Here is an 18,167-nt window from a genome sequence, read left to right on the forward strand (position 1 = left end):
AGGCCCACAGCGCCGATGGTACTGCATCCGGGAGGATGTGGGAGAGTAGGACGCCGCCGGACAATTATTAGCAGAAGCCCTGGACCCGACGGTCCAGGGCTTCTGTGTTTAACGAATAGATCGTCTGGTTTTAGCGTTTGCGGACCAGAAGGTATGCGGACGAGGCGGCAAGGAATGGGCGTCCGTGGTTGGATGAGGAGCATGTCTGAGAGCTTGTTTCGCGATCCCTTCGCGGTGCCGCCCGGGGAGGAAGAGTCGCCTGGCGAGGAAGAGTCGTTCGGTGCGGAAGACGTTCTCCCCGGGACCGTGGTGGGGAGCAAAGCCGTCTCGAGCGAGACGGTGAAGGCGGTGTCCGCGGTGATTCCGCTGGACCTGGAGCAATCCGTGGGCGCCTTCGTCGACGACACTCACCTGTGGTGGCCGCGAACCCTGCGGGCCACCGGCGCGGAGGGTCACGTCCTCTTCGAGAACGGACGACTCCTGGAAGAGAGCCCCGATCAGCAATCCCATGACTGGGCGACGCTGGTTGCGGCTGAGGCCGCGTCTCTGGAGCTCGAGTGGTTCGGGCGTCGCCCCGCGTCAGCTCCGTCAGCTCCGTCAGCTGCGCCAGCCGGCTCCGCCGGTGCGCCGGGAGCAACCGGGCCACGGATCGAGGTGGGGTGGGAGCCCACTGACGACGCTGGAACGCGTGTCACTGTGAGTGGCAAGGAGCCGGCGTCGTGGGTGGACGAGTGGGCGGAGCTGTTGGCCGCCTACGCACGGTTCACCGGTGGTGCGGTGTCCTTGGACGACCACGCTCGCTGAGCGAGGTGCGGGGCGTCGGACTCAGGGAGGGTTTAGAGTCCGTGCTCCCGGAACATCTTCAAGTCCCCGTCCTCGAACTTCTGCTCGAGCAGGCGCCCGTTGGTGCGCATCGCCTCCAGGTCGTGGCGTAGTACCGAGTCGCGCGTGCGTGCCACTTCCTCGCGCAGGACCCGGAGCTGGTCCGTCCATTCCGGCGCTGCGGCGGGTTTGGCCGAATCGGGAATGTTGAGGAACACGTCCACGGTGTTCGGCAGGTACTGATACACAATCGACTCCAGAGCCGAACGCTGTTCGATGGCGGCCTCGACGTTATCCCACCGGCCGATGATCTCCTCCAGATGTCGACCGATGATGCGCAGGTCCTCATCGGCGGCCGGTGGCAGCTTGGCATGATGACGCCGGACCGTGGACTGAAACTCCTGAAGCCGGCCGGACATGTCCTCCTGGGTGGCCCCGTCCACGGGTATGCCAGAGGGATAGGTCTTCCGAACATTCGGCGTGAGGAGGTATCCGGCTCCGTAGCCCACGATCGCGGCCACGATGGCGGCGGCCGGCGACTGCGAGAGCAGCATGACGATGAGGAAGACGACCACGAGTCCGGCGAGGCCGGCCAGGTTGGAGCGTGAGCCCAGGAAGTCGCCGAATCCGCTGGACATCTCGCCGTTGGTCGACACGAATCTCCTCGGTCAGGTACTGAGTGCTGCTGACGGTGCTGGTGATCCCCCAGTGTAGTCGCGGCATTTTGGATAATCTGCTCCGCCAGGGCTAGGATGGACCACTGTGGTTCCCAGCCGGACAGGCGGTGAACCACTCTCCACGGGGTGTGGCGCAGCTTGGTAGCGCGCGTCGTTCGGGACGACGAGGCCGCAGGTTCAAATCCTGTCACCCCGACCATTGCCTGTTCAGAAGGAGCCGTCCGTCAGGGCGGCTCCTTTTCTGTGTCCGCTTGTTCTCCGCTTGTTCTCCGCTTGTTCTCCGCTCCTTTCTCCGGTGCCGTGCCCTTCAGGCCCCTTCTTGACCCGGCGTTGAACAGGTGTATAGCCTGTTGAACAGCTGTTCAGGCTGAAGGGAGTGCGTATGGCTGAGCCTGCGTCGGACAAGAACACCAGGGCGCGCATCCGCGACGCCGCCATTGAGCTGATCGCCACGAAGGGCTACGGCGTGAGCGTGCGAGCGATCGCCGAATCGGCCAGTGTCAGCCTCGGCCTCATCAACCACCATTTCGGCTCCAAGGACGGTCTGCGCCTGGTGTGCGACGACCATGTGTTGAATCAGATCGTCAACGCCAAGGAAACCAATCTGCGTGGTGGCGCGATCGCGGCCATATCGGCGCTGGGGCAGATGGACGAGTATGCCGTTCCCGTCGCCTACTGCCTGCGAGCGTTACAGGCCGGTGGTGCGGCGGCTCAGCGCATCGTCGACCACTTCGTGACCGATTCGATGCGCTGGGTCGAGCAGGCCATCGCCGATGGCCTCATGCGACCGTCCGTCAACGAGGAAGCACGCATCAAACTCCTCACCATTCAGGGCTTCGGTGCCATGCAGTTGTACCTGACGCTGAAGATGGGGCAGGCCGAGGCCGAACTGACGCCCCGCGAGATCACCGGACTGTTGGAACAGTGGCTCGCCGACTACGGGCTGGTCCTCGTGGAGATGTACACACACGGCGTCTTCGCCAACTCCGAGATCTTCGACGCCTACCGGGCTGCCGAGAACGGCACAGCCGGCACATCGTCACTCGACGAAACACTGCAGGAGACATGATGGATCCGATCATCGAGGTCAAGGGCCTCATCAAGAACTTCGGCACGGTGCGCGCCTTGGACGGCCTGCACCTGTCCGTGGTCCCGGGGGAGGTGCACGGTTTCCTCGGGCCCAACGGCGCCGGTAAATCCACCGCCATTCGCGTTCTGCTGGGGCTGTTGCGCGCCGATAGCGGCACGGTCCGGCTGTTCGGTCGAGACCCCTGGCACGACGCCGTCGCCCTCCACCGCCGGTTGGCGTACGTTCCCGGGGACGTCACCCTCTGGCCCAAACTGACCGGTGGTGAGGCGATCGATCTGCTGGGCGGGCTGCGCGGGGGCATCAACGCGGAGCGGCGTGCCGAACTGCTCGAGCGCTTCAAGCTGGACCCGACGCGCAAGGGCCACACCTACTCGAAGGGCAACCGCCAGAAGGTGGCCCTGGTCGCCGCGCTGGCGGCCGACGTCGACCTGCTGATTCTCGACGAGCCCACCAGCGGACTGGACCCGCTGATGGAGCTGGTCTTCCGCGAAACTGTGCGTGAGGCCACGGAACGCGGCACCGCTGTGCTGCTCTCCAGCCACATCCTCGCCGAGGTCGAAGTCCTCTGCCAGCGGGTGACGATCATCCGGGACGGTCGCGACGTCCAGACCGGCACCCTGTCCGATTTGCGTCAGCTCACCCGGAGCAACGTCATTCTCGATGCGGACATCGGCTCCGAGGAACTCGCCGCCCTGCCGGTCGTCCACGGACTGAGCGAGGACGCCGGTCAATTGCGGTTCTCCGTGGACGACGGCGGCATGGGCACCGTGGTCGAGGCCCTGGCCGGCCGTGAGGTCCGCGCCTTGAGTGCCACACCGCCCAGTCTGGAAGAGCTGTTCGTCCACCACTACGAGGACACGGTCGACGTCGGCCCCGACGCCGTTGCCGGCAGCGCCCGCGCCGGCGCACACGAGAATGCCGCGGCGCAGGAAGGGCGCGGGAGATGAGCCTCCAGACGGCAACCACCCGAGGTGGGCCCGCGCATCGGGACAGCGCGGGACACCAGAACAACAGTGCCTTCGCCGGGACCGGCCGGCTGATCCGCTCCATGCTCCGCGCCGACCGACTGCGCCTGCCCATCTGGCTGGCCGCGATCGTCGGCTTCATCGCCTATGTGGCCGTGGTGGTTCCCGCCGTGCTCGGAGACGTGGCCATCGGTGAGCGAGGCGCGATCATGGCCGAACCGGCCGCCGCGATGATGGCCGGTCCGGGGTACGGGATCGAGCGTTACACGCTCGAAGTCATGATGGCCAACGAGATGCTCGGCATGTTCGCCGTGGCGGTGGCCATCATGTCCCTGGGACTGATCGTGCGTCACACCCGGAACGAGGAGGAGACCGGCCGGGCCGAACTCGTGCGCGCCGCCCCGGTGGGTCGGCACGCACAGCTGACGGCTGCCGTCGTGGTGCTGGTGGTGGCGAACCTGCTGCTGGGCGCAGGCACGGCGGTGGCGCTGATGGGCGCCGGAGCCGAACCGATCCTGGACTGCTGGGCGTTCGGTGCGGCGTTGACCGGCGTGGGCCTGGCCTTTGGCGGCATTGCCGCGACGACCGCGCAGCTGACCAGCCGCGCACGAACTGCCTCCGGCATGGCCGGTGCCGTCCTCGGTGCGACCTATGTGTTGCGCGCTGTGGGCGATGCCCAGGAACGGGGCGGGTCCGTGCTGTCCTGGCTCTCGCCGATCGGGTGGGCACAGCAGATGCGGATCTTCGTGGACCTGCGCTGGGAGCCGTTGCTGCTGCTGGCCGCCGTCGCCGTGGTGGGCCTCGCCCTGGGCTTTGCGCTCTCCGCGCGTCGGGATGTGGGCGCGGGCCTACTGCCGGAGAAGCGGGGCAGAGCCGCTGCCACCTCGTTCGGGCGCACACTGCTCGGGCTGACCTGGCGGATGGAACGCGGACGCCTGATCTGGTGGTCCGTCGCTCTGTTGATCTTCGCCCTGCTGACGGGATCGCTGGCGGGGCCGTTGGCGGACATGATTCAAGAGAACCCACAGATGCTGGCCGCCTTGGGCGCCGACGCCGCCGACAGCGACGCGGTCGGGAATCTCGTGGTGGCCACGATGGGGCTGTTCCTGAAGTTCTTCGCGATGGCCGTGGCCGTGTACGCCGCGATGTCCACGCGGCAGCTCCGATCGGATGAATCGAATCACCGGACCGAGATCGTGCTGTCCTCCGCGGCCTCTCGCTACCGCTGGCTGGGCATTCCGATGCTGGTCACCGCGGCGGCCTCGGTGCTGCTCCTGGCGGTGTCCGGGCTCGGTCTGGGCCTGAGCGCCTCCGCCGAGGCCGGACCGGAGGCGGTCGGCGAGTTCGTGCTGGCCGCTCTGGCCTATGTGCCGTTGATCCTCTGCTGGGTTGCCGCCGCGATGCTGCTCTACGGGCTGGGCTGGAACAGCGGGCTGCTCTGGGCGCTGCTCGGTGCCTCCTTCGTGGTGGGGATGTACGGCACCATGGTCGGTCTGCCCGACGAGATCGTCGACGCCGAACCGTTCAGCATGATCGAGCCGATCGCCCTGGTCCGCGGTGACGACGCCGACTGGGCGCCCCTGATCGGTGCGACGGTGGTGGCCGTGATCCTGGCGGCCGGAGCGCTGGTCTCCTTCCGCCGTCGGGATCTGATGATGGCCTAGCGCGGCTTCAGGCGAGAGGTCGGCAACGGCGGTGCCGGGATGGGGGCCGGAGTGCCCGGCGGGAAGTGCCCGAACTGCCGGCCGGATCCCTCAGCCTCGGTCTCAGCCGCCTCGAAGCCCATTTCGGCCTGATAGGCGGCACGCCAGGCGACGATCTCCTCGTGGGAGCGGCCGACGAAGTTCCACCACATGATGACCTTCTCGTTCAGCGGCTCGCCGCCGATCAGCAGAACGGTCGCCGGCTCATCGGCGGCGGAGAGCGTGATCCGCGTCCTGCCGGGACCGACGTAGCCCAGGTGGTCCGTGGGAATCTCCACTCCGTCGAGGGACACCGAACCGGACACCCGCAGCACACCGTGCTCATGATGCTCGGGAACATCGATCGACAGGGAGGCGCCCGGCTCCAAGAGCATCTCCGCTCCGGTGAGCGGTAGATGGGTGTTCACGGGCGAGGTGCTGCCCAGCAGTGATCCCAGGAAGACCCGTGCGGTGAAGCCGTCGCCGGTCACGGGCTCCGGCCGGTGAGACTCCAGCGAGGGCGGTGAGAACCTCGCGCGGTCGGGGAAGGCATACCAGAGCTGAGCCCCGTGCAGGACGGTGGTCTCCGCCGTGGAGAACTCCGAGTGGGTGATCCCGGCGCCGGCGTTCATGAGATTGACTTCTCCGGGACGGACGGTCAGCTGGTGACCGGCCGAATCGAGGTGATCCACCTGACCGGAGAACAACCACGAGACCGTGGCCAGACCGGTGTGCGGGTGCCGGGGGACCGCCATGCCACCGGTGGCGGAGACGTCGTCGGGACCGTAGAAGTCCAGGAAGCACCAGGCGCCGATCAGCGAACGGGCCCGTTGAGGCAGGGTCCGCTGGACGGTCATGGCGCGCGGACCGCCGAGGGGGACCGCTCGCGGCTCCAGCAGCTCGACCACTCCATCGCCGCCGTCGCTCCTGTCGCCGCTGTCGCCGACGTCACCGGCAGACCGATGTTCGACCCCGTCCGTCAGGCCCGCGGTGAACACCGGTCCGGGCCGGTTCTGGCACGTGGTCTCCTGCGGACGGATCTCGGTGTTGCTCACGGTGTCCCCTCAGTAGCCGTCATCGGTCGCTGGCGGGTTCGCTGCGCCACGCGTGGGTCACCAGCTCACGCAGGACGTCGGCGTCGACGTCCTCGAGCTTCCGCACCCAGACGCAGCCGACTCCGCGGCGGTGCTTCCCCAAGCGATCCAACAGCTCGGCGGAGCGGGGAGCGCCCTGGATTCCATAGAGCGAGAGTTCGGACTTGCGGGGGCTGAAGCCGACCCGAAAAGAGTCGCCTTCGTGTCCTGTGGCATAGACGTAGTGGTACTGACCGAAGCCGATCATGCTGGGGCCCCACATGACCCCGTGTTCGCCCGTGACCTCGGTATACAGCCGCAGAAGTTCCTCGCCCTCGCGTCGGCGGCGTTCCTCAAGGCCCTGCAGGAAACGCTCGGGGGTGGTGTCCGTGGCGCGAGTGGTGTTGTCGGAAGCGGTCCTTCTGGTGGCCCCCCGGGTGAACGTGGCCGTGCGAACCTGCGGGGCCGGTGGGTTCTGCAAACTCTCACCGGACCCCTCCAGGGCGGCCTGCAACCGACGGCCTGCAGCGGGTCCGACACCGTGCAACTGCGCGAGTCGATTCCAATCCGCTCCCGCGAGCGACCCAAGCGTCGTCAGTCCCACCTCGGCGAGCGCGCGGGCAGCGGGTCGCCCGACACCCGGGATGTCGCCGATCAGACTGTTCAGATCGCTCATGAGGCGGACTCTAGTGTTCGAGGGACATCGCCGTCGACCATCACGGTGCTTCCTCCACGTCCGCTCGGTGCTTCCTCAGCGATCCACCGTCTGCACCACGGTACCTCCGGTGATGCGCGCCATCTCAGCGGCAGTCATCGGTCGATTGAAGACCGGGCCATCCGGCTCCAAGATGCGTCCGGCGGCCAGATCCGGCAGCATCACCGGAGCGAAACCCAGGCGAACGGCGAGCTGCCCGACGGCGGCCGCGGCGCCGGCGTCGTCCGCGGCCACCCCCAGTGCCCGACGTTCTGACGCGCTGTGCTGGGCGGAACCGCGTCCGGATTGGTGCCCAGAGCCGTGCGCAGAGTCGTGTCCGGGGTCGTGCGCAGAGCCGTGTGCAGAGTGACCGGACCGGCCGGCCGTGTCTAGGTCCCAGTGGCTGACGTGGTTCAGGGCCTTCACCGTGGTGGCCGAGGAGAACCGGGCGGCGATGGCCTCGGAACTGGTGCGGCCGGCGTCGAGACCGGACTGAAGCCACTCCGGCAGCGGTTCATCAGCCCACCGGTTCGTCGCATCGATGAGGATGCTGCCCTCGAGCCAGCCGGGATCAACGCTGTCCAGGTCTTCTTGCGGGACCATGAGGACCACGATGGCCGGTGATGACTGCTCGGCCGGCACGATCTCCGCGGCGGGCACGGCGGTGGCCCGGGGTGCGTATTGGGCCAGGTGCAGACGCAGCGAGCCCGGTGGCCGGCTGGCGGCGATCCGCACCGGCAGATCCACCGCCGCAGCGGCTCGGGCCAGGGATGTCCCAGCCCGGCCGGCTCCCAGAATGTTCAGCACGGCCGGTGAGTCGTCGTCGTGGTTCACTTTTCCCTCCTCACGTGCGGAATATTCCCCCTTCCGCCGCCACTGCGGTCCCTGATGAGCCCGGAGATGTCGGGGGAGAGGTGACTAGAGGCCGAGGGTGCGGACGTTCACGACGCCGGCGTCACCAGGATGCCGTCCTCGTCGGCCCAGAGGGTGGCGCCGGGCGTGAACGTGACGCCGCCGAACTCGACCGTCACGTCGACCTCGCCCGCTCCGTCCTTGGCCGATTTCCGCGGATTGGAGCCCAGCGCCTTCACACCGAGATCCAGGGTGGCGATCACGGCGCGGTCCCGGATCACTCCATTGATCACGACGCCGGCCCAGCCCTGGTCCACCGCCGCGGCGGCAATCAGATCACCCATCAACGCTGATTCCAGCGATCCGCCGCCGTCGACCACCAGGACCGCTCCGTCGCCCGGGGAGTTGAGCAGCTGCTTGACGAGGGCGTTGTCCCGGTGGCAGCGCACGGTCCGTACGGGCCCGGTGAACCGAGCAAGGCCGCCGATGTCGCGGAACTGGAGGGAGCAGGATTGCAACGACTCGTCGGCGTCATAGAGATCGCACGTGGTGAACGGTGCCGTCATGGTCAGCGGATCTCGTTGCGCTGGGCGCCCAGGCCCTGAATCTCGGTCTCGAGGACGTCCCCGGCCTTCAGCCAGGGGCGGCGGCCGGCGTCGTTCCTCCGGCCCAGGGCGACTCCCGCGGGAGTGCCGGTCAGAATGAGGTCGCCCGGCAGCAGGGTGACCATGTCCGAGAGGTAGGAGACGAGTTGCTCCGGACCGAAGACCAGATCGCCGGTGGAATCCTCCTGCATGACCTCGCCATTGACCCGGGTGGTGATGGTGGCACCGTCGGGGAACTCGTCCGGGGTGACCAACCACGGGCCGATCGGCGTGGAGTTCTCCCAGATCTTGCCCTGTGTCCATTCGGTGGTGCGGCCCTGGTAGCCGCGGACAGAGACGTCATTGGAGACGGCGTAACCGGCGATGTGGCCGGCCGCCTCGGCCTCGGGGATTCGGCGGCCCGGCTCGCCGATGACGATGCACAACTCGCCCTCCCAATCGAGGCGGTGGTCCTCGGCGGGGACCTCGATGGGGTCCGTGGGTCCGGTCAGTGACTGGGCGAACTTGGTGAAGACCGTGGGGTACTCCGGCAGCTCCAGCCCGGTTTCCAGGATGTGATTGCGGTAGTTCAGCCCGATGCAGAAGACCTTGGTGGGGAAAGGGATTAGCGTGGCCGGCTCCAGGGCGGTGGCGTCCATGATCCGGGTGGGATCCTCGGCGGCCGCCTCCAGCGCGGCTTCCAAGAGTTCACTGCGGTCCTGCTCGGGCAGGGCGAGGAAATCGCCGACGTCGATCACGCCTTCCAGCTCGACCGCCCGGGTGGCGCGGCCGCCGTCGTCCTCCATCACGACGGCGGCCAAGGTCGCCCCCGGAGTCTCTGGGTCGGAATCGGGCAGTCGGAACGTGGAAAGCTTCATGCCCCATATCCCACCACACGTTAACGGCGGTCGGTTATCCTGCTCACAGCGGAGGAGGGGATTTCTCCGCCCATCACTCGACATCGAAGGGCGACCATCGTGTCTGACCAGAACCCTGCCCGAACATCCCGCCCCCGGTATTGGCGCCTCCTCGCCACCGCACTCAGCCTCGGTTTGCTGATTCCCGGGGCAGTGGTGTCTGCCCCGGCGTTCGCGGACTCGGAGAACGTCAACCCGCTGGACCAGTCCACAGAGTTCGACGATGACCTGCCCGTGCTGGACGATGCGGTGGTGGAATCACTGGAGGGCCTGGACTCGATCGACAAGCTGGATGCTCCCAGCGGTCACACCGAGGGCTCCAGTCGGTCCGATAGCGGTTCGGCAGCACCGGCGACCACGCACCTCGGCCCCTGCAAACAGGACTTCGTCGACGCCCCGCCGGATGGCATGTTCTACCGGGCGATCACGTGGATGGCTTGTGATGGTCTCACGGTCGGCTACACGGACGGGTCCTTCGGCAGAGCCCTGGAGATCACTCGCGGTGAGACCGCTCAGTTCCTGTACCGGATGTCCGGTGAGCACCACGACCCTGGAACGCAACGCGACTTCACTGACGTGAATCCGGGAGGTGCCGGCTTCACCGCCATCTCCTGGATGGAGGAGAACGGCTACACGGTGGGTCGCACCGACGGGTCCTTCGGCATCAATGACGAAATCACCCGCGGGGAGCTCGCCCAGTTCATGTACGGATTGTCTGGTGAGTCGGGACCGGCGCCGTCGACCTCGCCCTACAGCGACATGACCCCTGAATCCGGCTTCTATCGAGCGGCCGCCTGGTTGCACTCGACGAACCTCGTCGCCGGATACGCCGACGGGACGTTCCGGACGCGCCGGGACATCACTCGCGGCGAGACGGCTCAGTTCCTCTTCGCCCTGGAGAGCTACTTGCATGGCACGCCGGCTCCGCCGAGCACGCCGCCGAAACCTGCTGTGCCGCTGGCCTACCGCTACGTGGTCATCGCTGACGACGGGCTCAACGTGCGCACCGGGCCCGGCTCCAGCTATTCGCGCATCACCGCGCTGGCTCGCAACACCAAGGTCGTCATCACCGGCCGGAGCAGGTCCGTGGGCGGTGCCACGTGGCGTGAGATCACGGCAGGGTCGGTCAAGGGCTGGGTCCACGGCGGCTACTTGATGCGCGACTTCGAGGCCGGCAACGCGAAGTCGTCGCTGTCCAGGACGGGCTCGGTGCGCACCCCGAGCACCCGGAACGGCGTGACGAGATTGTCGGTCGACCATGAGTCGCAGCCCAATGGCTATTACTGTGGGCCGGCCTCCATCACGATCGCCCTGAGCGCTTTCGGCATCAACACCAATCAAGCGGCCATGGCCGAGCAGGCCCAGACGGACACCTCCGGCACGTGGCTGCACCAAGTGGCGCGAGTGATGGACTACAACGCCCCCGCCTCGGTCCGCTACACCGTCACGACGATTCCTGGCAGCAGCCAGAAAGCCTCGTACGACCAGCGCATCCAGTTCCGGGATGACATGGTTCGCTCGGTCAAGGCCGGTGTGCCGGGACTGGTCAACATCGCCGCCACTCCGGGCGAACAGGCGCCACTGCACCGCCAGAAGACGGAAGGCCGCTTCATCCTCCGCCACCACATGCCGGTGGTGGGCTATGACGAGAAGTCCAACGACCTGCTGGTTTCGGACCCCTGGACGAAGCCCTTCTGGGTGGACGCGTACAAGCTGGCGGACATGACCGTCACCCGTGGCTACGCCACGCTGAAGCGGTAAGTGTCACCTACCGTTCACGTTTCGGCCATCGGCGTCTCCTGCGTGGTGCCTACCATCGTGAGCGTCCCCGGAGCGGGACATCCGGCGTCCCACCTCCGGGACGCCATGGGAGAAGGAAACCGTCATGCCGACTATCCGCAGGACGACGACCGCACTGGTGCTCGCCGCAGTGCTGACCGCCACCGCCGCCATGCCGGCTGTTGCCAGTAACTCCGGCGCCAACACGGGCACATCGGCCGCCTCCGCCGCGGCAGGCAAACCGTCCCAGCCAGGTCAGCCGGGCAAGCCCGGTAAGCCAGGTCAGCCGGGCAAACCGTCCAAGCCCGGCAAGCCTGGCCAGTCCAAGCATGACGTCCGCTTCGCCACCTACAACGCCTCGCTGAATCGGGCCAGTGAAGGTCAACTCATGGCGGGTCTGTCCACACCGGAGAACGAACAGGCGCAGAACATCGCTGAGGTCATCCAAATCAATGACCCGGACGTCGTCCTGGTGAACGAGTTCGACTACGTTCCGGGCGGGGCCGCTGCGGAGGCGTTCCGGGACAACTACCTGGCGACCGGCCAGAACGGCCAGGACCCGGTCGACTACCCGTACTACTACACAGCTCCGGTCAACACCGGTGTCCCGTCCGGTCTGGATCTCAATCAAGACGGCACGGTCGGTGGGCCGGATGACGCCTGGGGTTTCGGTGAGTTCCCCGGGCAGTACGGCATGGTGGTGTATTCGAAGTACCCGATCGACACCGTTGCCGTTCGCACGTTCCAGAACTTCCGGTGGCAGGACATGCCGGACAACGAGATGCCGGAGGACTACTACACGGACGAGCAGGAGCAGCTGCTGCCGTTGTCCTCCAAGTCCCACTGGGACGTCCCCGTGCAGGTGGGCAACAAGACCGTCCACGTCCTGGCCGCGCATCCGACACCCCCGAGCTTCGACGGCCCCGAGGACCGCAACGGCCGCAAGAACAACGACGAGATCCGGTTCTGGTCCGACTACGTCTCCGGTGGCACCACCGCGTCCTACATCTACGACGACGCCGGCCAGACCGGCGGTCTGCCCGCCGGCGAGCGATTCGTCGTGCTGGGCGACTACAACTCCGACCCCAACGACGGCGACTCCTACCCGGGCACGATCGAGCAGTTGCTGGACAACCCTCGCGTCAACGACCCGCTGCCGGAGTCCGAGGGCGGCGTCGAGGCGGCCGCCCGCCAGGGTGGGCTGAACGCCGAGCACGTCTCGGACCCGCGGTATGACACTGCCGACTTCACCGACGACCCGGGGCCGGGAAACCTGCGCGCCGACTACGTGCTGCCGTCCGACAACATGCCCCTGCGGGACTCCGGGATCTTCTGGCCGACTCCGGGTGAGCCCGGTTCTGAGCTGACCGGCGAGTACCCCTTCCCGACGTCGGACCACCGGTTGGTCTGGGTGGATGTGAAGGTTCCCGGCCGCCGCTGACGCCGGCTCGGTCTGGGCCTGGACGGACATCCAGGTGACAATGGGGAGCATGTATCGACCGATCGACCTCCAGAGTCCGCTCGTGGCCCAATGGACCGGCATCCTCTTGCTGGTGGCCGGACTGGCCGTGATCGCCCACGGGATGTGGCGGCGCCGTCGTTACCAGCAGCATCGGGACCTCGAGGACGCGCGATACGCGGGTCCAGACCGACTGAAGGACTCCGTGCGAGAGATCCTGGCCGGCGTCGGGGTGGCGGTGATTGGGCTCGGCGCCGTGGCTTATGCGATCTTCGGCACCCTGAATCGGGAAGAGGCCATCCAGGACAACGTGGCCCAGAAGTACGGCGTGGAATCGGTGGACGGGAAGCAATGGGAGGGGAACGGCCTGCGTGCGGACGTGACCATGCCGGACGGAACCGTGCACCAGGATGTCCTGATCACCTTCGAGGAGTCGGGTGAGCCGGAGATCAGCGGTGACCTGAACGGCAACCCCGGCCAATAGCCCCGGTCCTTTGCTACCGTGCACCCCGTGACCAGTCCGCAGAGAGTTCCCGCGTCCACCTACCGTCTGCAGCTCACGGCCGACTTCACCCTCGACGACGCCCGAGCCGTGCTGCCCTACCTCCGGGACCTCGGGATCGACTGGCTGTACCTCTCGCCGATGCTCGGCGCCGAGGAAGGATCGACGCACGGCTACGACGTCGTGGACCCCACCCAGGTGGACGACTCCCGCGGCGGCGAGACCGGACTCAACGAACTGGCCGAGGCGGTCCACGAGGCGGGGGGCGGCATCCTCGCGGACATCGTGCCGAACCACGTGGGCGTGGCCACGCCGAAGGACAACGCGTGGTGGTGGGATGTGCTCAAGTACGGCAGCGCATCCAAGTACGCCATGGCCTTCGACATCGACTGGGCCGCCGGCGACGGCCGCATCTGGTTGCCCGTGTTGGGGGACGGCACCGAGGAGGACCCGGCGGCGGAGCTGTCCAAACTGCGGATTGTGGACGGTGAACTGCACTACTACGACAACGTCTACCCGCTGGCCCCGGGCACCGAGGAGGCGGCCAGAGCGGCTGTGGAGACCGCTGCCGGGGACGCCGCCGGGGCCAGTGCCGGCGAGGAGGAGGCCGTGGCTCGCGCGGCCCATGATCGGCAGAATTACCGGCTCATCCCGTGGCGCGAGGCCGACGAGAACCTCAACTACCGTCGCTTCTTCGCCGTGAACTCCTTGGCTGGAGTGCGCGTGGAGGTCCCTCGGGTCTTCGCCGAGACCCACCGCGAGATCCTGTCCTGGGTTCGCGAGGGGCTCGTGGACGGGCTCCGCGTGGACCACCCCGACGGACTGGCCGACCCCGGAGGCTACTTCGAGAACCTGCGCCAGGCCACCGGCGGTCTCTATGTGCTGGGGGAGAAGATCCTCGAGCCCGGTGAGCGACTGCCCGCCACGTGGGCCGTGGAGGGCACCACCGGATACGACGCCCTGGGTGAGGTCGACCGCGTGCTCACGGATCCCGCCGGCGCCCCCGAGCTGGATGCCGTCGCCGCCCGCTTGGGTGGCTGGGGCGAATCCGGAAGCCTCGATGCCGAGGCCGTCTGGGCGGAGATGATCCACGGGACCAAGCGCGCCGTGGCCGATGAGATGCTGCGAGCCGAGGTCGAGCGGCTGGTCCGGCTGGTCCCGGCGATGGAGGAGTCCGGTGAACAGCGGATGGCGGACGCCTTCGCCGAGCTCCTCGCCTGCTTCCCCGTCTACCGTTCGTACCTGCCGACCGGGCGCAACCATCTCGACGACGCCGCCTCCGAGGCCGTCCGGCGTCGCCCCGATCTGGCCGACGTGGTTGAAACACTGTTGCCGCTGCTGGCCGATCCGGATCACCCCGTGGCCGAACGCTTCCAGCAGACCTCCGGGATGGTGATGGCCAAGGGCGTCGAGGACACCGCCTTCTATCGGTACACGCGTCTGGCGTCGCTGAACGAGGTGGGCGGGGACCCGTCGTCGTTCGCTGTGGATCTGGCCGCCTTTCACGACCTGCAGGCCGACCGGCAAGCGCGCATGCCGCACACCATGACCACGCTGTCCACGCATGACACCAAGCGCAGCGAGGACGTCCGCGCCCGGATCGATGTGCTCTCCGAGATCCCGGGGGAGTGGATTGAGGCGCTGGAGACCCTGATGAGTTTGGCCCCACTCGGCGACGGTCCGTTCGAGAAACTGTTGTGGGAGAGCATCGTCGGCGCGTGGCCGGTGGACGGCACACCACTCGAGACGCAGCGACTGGCGGACTATGCGCTCAAGGCTGCCCGGGAGGCCGGCACCCGAACCACCTGGACCGAACAGAACGAGGAGTTCGAGGCCGCGCTGAACGAGCTGGCTGAGCGAGCCACCGGCACCGGCGATTTGCGCGATGCCGTGCAAGCCGTCGCGGACCGGATCGCCGTTCCCGGCGTCAGCAATCAGGTCGCGATGAAGCTGATCCAGTTGACCCTTCCGGGTGTGCCGGACGTCTACCAGGGCACGGAGATCCCCTTCCCGTCCCTGGTGGACCCGGACAATCGCCGGCCGGTCGATTTCCGTGAGCGTGTGGACCTGTTGGCGCGGCTCGACGACGGTTGGGAGCCCGAGTTCCCGGTCCCGAGTGAGCCCGACGATCCACTGGACCGTGCGGCGCTGGCCGAGTACGCCAGTGGCCTGAAACTCCTGGTCACCTCCCGCGCTCTGCGGGCACGCCGCGAGCACCCGGAGTGGTTCACCCGCTATCAGGAACTCGATGTCCTGGGTGAGGCCGCCGACCACGTCGTTGCCTATACCCGCGGCGGCGCCATCACCCTGGCCACACGATGGCCCCTGGGACTGGAGGACGAGGGCAGCTGGGGCGAGACCGCGGTGGTGCTCCCGCGTCAGACCATGGTGGACCTGTTGACCGGACGCCGGTTCGGTGGGGGCTTCACCGACGGCACCACCCGGCTGGGCGAGATCTTCGAGCACCACCCGGTGGCCCTCCTCGTGCCGGAAGAAGGGAACTCGCTGTGATGACCCCGCAACTGGATCCGTCGGCCGGTGATGGAACGGCCAGAAGCGTGGCCCGCGATCTGCCCCTGTCCGTGTGGGCGCCGTCAGCACAGTCCGTCGAGTTGGCCGTGACGTCCTCCGAGCCGGGTGCGCGTCATGACGCCGAGGACCCCTGGTCCGGGGCTGACACCTTCCCCCTGGAACAGCACGACGGCGGATGGTGGGCCCCGCCGGCCGAGGTGCTGTCCCGTTTGCCCTCACCGTTCGGCTACGGCTATGTGCTCGACGGCGAGGGGCCGTTCCCGGACCCGCGCTCGCGGTGGCAGCCGGACACCGTGCACGGGCCCTCGCGGCGGATCGACCTCGCCGCCTACGACTGGCAGGACCATGACTGGTCGGGGCGCGAACTGCGCGGTGCGGCGATCTACGAGTTGCACGTGGGCACCTTCACGGAGGAGGGGACCCTGGAGGCCGCCGCGCGGAAACTGGACCATCTCGTCGCGCTCGGCGTGACTCACGTGGAACTGCTCCCCATGAACTCCTTCGGGGGGGCCCGGAACTGGGGGTACGACGGCGTCGGCTGGTATGCCGTGGATGAGTCCTATGGTGGCCCCCGGGCGTATCAGCGCTTCGTCGACGCCTGCCACGGAGCCGGACTCGCCGTGATTCAGGACGTGGTCTACAACCATCTCGGGCCCTCCGGGAACTATCTGCCGAAGTTCGGGCCGTACCTGACGGAACAGTCCACCGGGTGGGGCAGCGGCCTGAACCTGGACGGCCCGGAGTCCGACGAGGTCCGCCGCTACATCCTGGACAACGTCCGCCTGTGGTTCAGGGACTACCACGTGGACGGTCTGCGACTGGATGCCGTCCACGCGCTGCATGACACCCGGGCCGTGCACGTGCTGGAGGAGATGTCCGCCGAGACCGATGACCTCTCCACTCAGCTCGGCCGGCCCCTGGTGCTGATCGCTGAGTCGGACCGGAACGATCCGCGGATGATCACAGCCCGGGATGAGGGTGGTGCCGGCGGCTACGGCCTCACCGGACAGTGGTCCGATGACTTCCACCACGCCGTGCACGTGGCCCTGACCGGAGAGACCGACGGCTATTACGCCGACTTCGAGTCGCTGTCCGCCCTGGCCAAGGTGCTCAACCACGGTTTCTTCCACGACGGAACCTATTCCTCCTTCCGCCAGCGTCACCACGGTCGCCCCCTCGGAGAGCACACCCCGGCCGAAGCGCTGGTGGTCTGCACCCAGAATCACGACCAGGTCGGCAACCGTGCCGCCGGTGACCGGCTGACGGCCACCCTGGACGAGGGGCAACTGGCCATCGGCGCCGCACTGCTGTTGGCCGGCCCGTTCACCCCGATGCTCTTCATGGGCGAGGAATGGGCGGCCTCCACGCCGTGGCAGTTCTTCACCGCCCACCGGGAGCCGGAACTGGCCGAGGCCGTGACCGAGGGCCGGCGTCGGGAATTCGAGCGGATGGCTTGGAACCATGACGAGGTGCCCGATCCCCAAGCCCCGGAGACCAGGCAGAACTCGGTGCTGCGCTGGGACGAAGCCGCGAGCGGGCGGCACGCGCGGGTTCTCGCGTTGTACCGCGCTCTGACCCGGCTGCGCGCCGAGCGTCCTGAGCTGACGGACCCGGACCGAACCACCACGCGGGCGTGGACGGACGATGGCCGAGGCTATCTGCGCCTGGATCGTGGAGTGTCGACCGACGGCAGCCGCGGAACCGTGGTGTTGCTGGCCGCCTTGGGTGACGAACCGATGCCGATTCCGGCGCTGCGAGGCTACCGACTCCTCGCCGGGCACGGACCCGAGGGGCCGATCGAGTCCCTGCCCGACGACGGTCTGGTTCCCGCGCACGCCTTTGTGCTGCTGGGCACGGTCTGACGTCGGTCGGTTCGGGGTAGGTCAAGATTCATCCAACTGTAAAATCCGGACCGCTTTCAGTCGTCGAGGAATTCGGACGGGATGTCTCGTGCCGTGTGCAGCACCCGATGGACTCGGACCACATCGGAGTCGTCTGTGTAGAAGACCAGGTACGGGAACCTGCGCAGGGCCATTGCGCGCAGTTCGGGCAGGTCCACTGCGGAGGCCAGGCGGGTCGAGCCTAGCTGTGGATGCTCACCGATGAGGACCTTGGTGTCTTCCAGGGAATCGACGAAGGCCAACGCCGCGGTGGTGACACCTTGTCCGAGGTAGTGCTCGATGGCTGTGGCGATATCCTCGTCAGCACGCCGAGTGGTCACGACCCGGCGGGTGCTCACGCGGCGCTAGAGGGCCGTATCCGTTCACGCATCCGCTGGAAGTACGCCTGATCCAATTCTGAACCTGGCCCGGAACCCATGCCATCGACCAGCAGGGCACGCAGCTGCGTGCGCGCCTGTTCTCGCCGGATCAAGTCACGGATGAACTCACTGCTGGTCCCATAGCTACGTTCCTCGACCTGCGCCTCGACGAATTCCTTCAGACCGTCGGGGAGGGATACGTTCATCGTCGCCATAGAACCATAGTATGCATATTGGCAAAGCTTGTCATGTGTCCGGAGCAGCCGATTCCGGCCAGCC

General features: G+C 67.4%; 17 protein-coding genes and 1 tRNA gene. 10 read left to right on the top strand and 8 right to left on the bottom strand.

All coding sequences use genetic code 11. From position 1 onward, the window contains the following. Positions 1-201: 201 nt before the first annotated feature. Positions 202-804 (top strand): hypothetical protein, encoded by a 603-nt coding sequence (locus ACFQQD_RS07065; RefSeq protein ID WP_378087743.1) that lies wholly within the window; start codon positions 202-204, stop codon positions 802-804. 32 nt (positions 805-836) lie between these two features. Here ACFQQD_RS07065 and ACFQQD_RS07070 read toward each other — a convergent pair whose 3' ends face one another. After that, on the bottom strand, positions 837-1,478 hold the full coding sequence (locus tag ACFQQD_RS07070) for a hypothetical protein (protein WP_378087746.1): 642 nt from the start codon (positions 1,476-1,478) through the stop codon (positions 837-839). A 143-nt stretch (positions 1,479-1,621) separates the two neighbouring features. On the opposite strand from ACFQQD_RS07070, the gene ACFQQD_RS07075 reads away from it, so the two are divergent. From ACFQQD_RS07075 to ACFQQD_RS07090, 4 genes are all read left to right on the top strand, one after another. Continuing rightward, positions 1,622-1,698, top strand: a tRNA-Pro gene (locus ACFQQD_RS07075). 183 nt (positions 1,699-1,881) lie between these two features. Beyond that, positions 1,882-2,568 carry a TetR family transcriptional regulator gene (locus ACFQQD_RS07080; RefSeq protein WP_378087748.1) on the top strand — a complete coding sequence of 229 codons (687 nt, stop codon included), beginning with the start codon at positions 1,882-1,884 and terminating at the stop codon, positions 2,566-2,568. Next, positions 2,568-3,536, top strand: a complete 969-nt coding sequence (locus ACFQQD_RS07085) for an ATP-binding cassette domain-containing protein (protein ID WP_378087791.1) — start codon at positions 2,568-2,570, stop codon at positions 3,534-3,536. Before ACFQQD_RS07080 ends, ACFQQD_RS07085 begins: the two co-directional genes overlap by 1 nt. Continuing rightward, a complete protein-coding gene (locus ACFQQD_RS07090) occupies positions 3,533-5,218 on the top strand; it encodes an ABC transporter permease (RefSeq protein ID WP_378087750.1) in 1,686 nt (561 codons plus the stop codon). Before ACFQQD_RS07085 ends, ACFQQD_RS07090 begins: the two co-directional genes overlap by 4 nt. On the opposite strand, the gene ACFQQD_RS07095 is transcribed toward ACFQQD_RS07090, so the two are convergent. The 5 genes from ACFQQD_RS07095 to ACFQQD_RS07115 all read right to left on the bottom strand — a co-directional run bounded on the left by ACFQQD_RS07095 (position 5,215) and on the right by ACFQQD_RS07115 (position 9,317). Further along, positions 5,215-6,291 carry a pirin family protein gene (locus tag ACFQQD_RS07095; RefSeq protein ID WP_378087752.1) on the bottom strand — a complete coding sequence of 359 codons (1,077 nt, stop codon included), beginning with the start codon at positions 6,289-6,291 and terminating at the stop codon, positions 5,215-5,217. The two genes, ACFQQD_RS07090 and ACFQQD_RS07095, sit on opposite strands and share 4 nt — an antisense overlap. A 19-nt stretch (positions 6,292-6,310) precedes the next feature. Further along, a complete protein-coding gene (locus ACFQQD_RS07100; protein WP_378087754.1) occupies positions 6,311-6,985 on the bottom strand; it encodes a DUF1801 domain-containing protein in 675 nt (224 codons plus the stop codon). Positions 6,986-7,060: 75 nt separating this feature from the next. Continuing rightward, on the bottom strand, positions 7,061-7,837 hold the full coding sequence (locus tag ACFQQD_RS07105) for an NADPH-dependent F420 reductase (protein ID WP_378087756.1): 777 nt from the start codon (positions 7,835-7,837) through the stop codon (positions 7,061-7,063). 107 nt (positions 7,838-7,944) lie between these two features. After that, positions 7,945-8,421 carry a ribonuclease E activity regulator RraA gene (gene rraA, locus ACFQQD_RS07110; RefSeq protein WP_378087758.1) on the bottom strand — a complete coding sequence of 159 codons (477 nt, stop codon included), beginning with the start codon at positions 8,419-8,421 and terminating at the stop codon, positions 7,945-7,947. A 2-nt stretch (positions 8,422-8,423) separates the two neighbouring features. Next, entirely contained in the window at positions 8,424-9,317 is an 894-nt protein-coding gene (locus ACFQQD_RS07115) for a fumarylacetoacetate hydrolase family protein (RefSeq protein WP_378087760.1), read from the bottom strand. Positions 9,318-9,416: 99 nt separating this feature from the next. Between ACFQQD_RS07115 and ACFQQD_RS07120 the strand changes: the two genes are divergently transcribed. The 5 genes from ACFQQD_RS07120 (at position 9,417) to treZ (ending at position 17,490) form a co-directional block, all read left to right on the top strand. Then, a complete protein-coding gene (locus ACFQQD_RS07120; RefSeq protein WP_378087763.1) occupies positions 9,417-11,117 on the top strand; it encodes an S-layer homology domain-containing protein in 1,701 nt (566 codons plus the stop codon). Positions 11,118-11,241: 124 nt separating this feature from the next. Next, entirely contained in the window at positions 11,242-12,576 is a 1,335-nt protein-coding gene (locus ACFQQD_RS07125; protein WP_378087766.1) for an endonuclease/exonuclease/phosphatase family protein, read from the top strand. Between the two features lie 49 nt (positions 12,577-12,625). Next, entirely contained in the window at positions 12,626-13,078 is a 453-nt protein-coding gene (locus tag ACFQQD_RS07130; RefSeq protein ID WP_378087768.1) for a hypothetical protein, read from the top strand. Positions 13,079-13,096: 18 nt separating this feature from the next. Continuing rightward, positions 13,097-15,607 carry a malto-oligosyltrehalose synthase gene (treY, locus tag ACFQQD_RS07135; RefSeq protein WP_378087770.1) on the top strand — a complete coding sequence of 837 codons (2,511 nt, stop codon included), beginning with the start codon at positions 13,097-13,099 and terminating at the stop codon, positions 15,605-15,607. After that, complete coding sequence (gene treZ, locus ACFQQD_RS07140; protein WP_378087772.1) at positions 15,607-17,490, top strand: malto-oligosyltrehalose trehalohydrolase; 1,884 nt, start codon at positions 15,607-15,609, stop codon at positions 17,488-17,490. Before treY ends, treZ begins: the two co-directional genes overlap by 1 nt. 56 nt (positions 17,491-17,546) lie before the next feature. Here treZ and ACFQQD_RS07145 read toward each other — a convergent pair whose 3' ends face one another. Both ACFQQD_RS07145 and ACFQQD_RS07150 read right to left on the bottom strand, forming a co-directional pair. Beyond that, on the bottom strand, positions 17,547-17,867 hold the full coding sequence (locus tag ACFQQD_RS07145) for a type II toxin-antitoxin system RelE/ParE family toxin (protein ID WP_378087774.1): 321 nt from the start codon (positions 17,865-17,867) through the stop codon (positions 17,547-17,549). Then, a complete protein-coding gene (locus tag ACFQQD_RS07150) occupies positions 17,864-18,103 on the bottom strand; it encodes a type II toxin-antitoxin system ParD family antitoxin (RefSeq protein WP_378087776.1) in 240 nt (79 codons plus the stop codon). The genes ACFQQD_RS07145 and ACFQQD_RS07150 overlap by 4 nt, the downstream gene beginning before the upstream one ends. Between the last annotated feature and the right edge of the window lie 64 nt (positions 18,104-18,167).

Origin of the sequence: Citricoccus sp. GCM10030269, from assembly GCF_042665635.1 — a bacterium.
GTDB lineage: Bacteria > Actinomycetota > Actinomycetes > Actinomycetales > Micrococcaceae > Citricoccus.

Excerpts from the sequence above, each read along its gene's own strand:
- ACFQQD_RS07085 (WP_378087791.1), top strand. The coding sequence starts at position 2,568 with ATGGATCCGATCATCGAGGTCAAGGGCCTCATCAAGAACTTCGGCACG.
- ACFQQD_RS07100 (WP_378087754.1), bottom strand. The coding sequence starts at position 6,985 with ATGAGCGATCTGAACAGTCTGATCGGCGACATCCCGGGTGTCGGGCGA.
- ACFQQD_RS07065 (WP_378087743.1), top strand. The coding sequence starts at position 202 with ATGTCTGAGAGCTTGTTTCGCGATCCCTTCGCGGTGCCGCCCGGGGAG.
- ACFQQD_RS07130 (WP_378087768.1), top strand. The coding sequence starts at position 12,626 with ATGTATCGACCGATCGACCTCCAGAGTCCGCTCGTGGCCCAATGGACC.
- ACFQQD_RS07150 (WP_378087776.1), bottom strand. The coding sequence starts at position 18,103 with ATGGCGACGATGAACGTATCCCTCCCCGACGGTCTGAAGGAATTCGTC.
- ACFQQD_RS07115 (WP_378087760.1), bottom strand. The coding sequence starts at position 9,317 with ATGAAGCTTTCCACGTTCCGACTGCCCGATTCCGACCCAGAGACTCCG.
- treZ (WP_378087772.1), top strand. The coding sequence starts at position 15,607 with ATGACCCCGCAACTGGATCCGTCGGCCGGTGATGGAACGGCCAGAAGC.
- rraA (WP_378087758.1), bottom strand. The coding sequence starts at position 8,421 with ATGACGGCACCGTTCACCACGTGCGATCTCTATGACGCCGACGAGTCG.
- ACFQQD_RS07125 (WP_378087766.1), top strand. The coding sequence starts at position 11,242 with ATGCCGACTATCCGCAGGACGACGACCGCACTGGTGCTCGCCGCAGTG.
- ACFQQD_RS07080 (WP_378087748.1), top strand. The coding sequence starts at position 1,882 with ATGGCTGAGCCTGCGTCGGACAAGAACACCAGGGCGCGCATCCGCGAC.
- ACFQQD_RS07090 (WP_378087750.1), top strand. The coding sequence starts at position 3,533 with ATGAGCCTCCAGACGGCAACCACCCGAGGTGGGCCCGCGCATCGGGAC.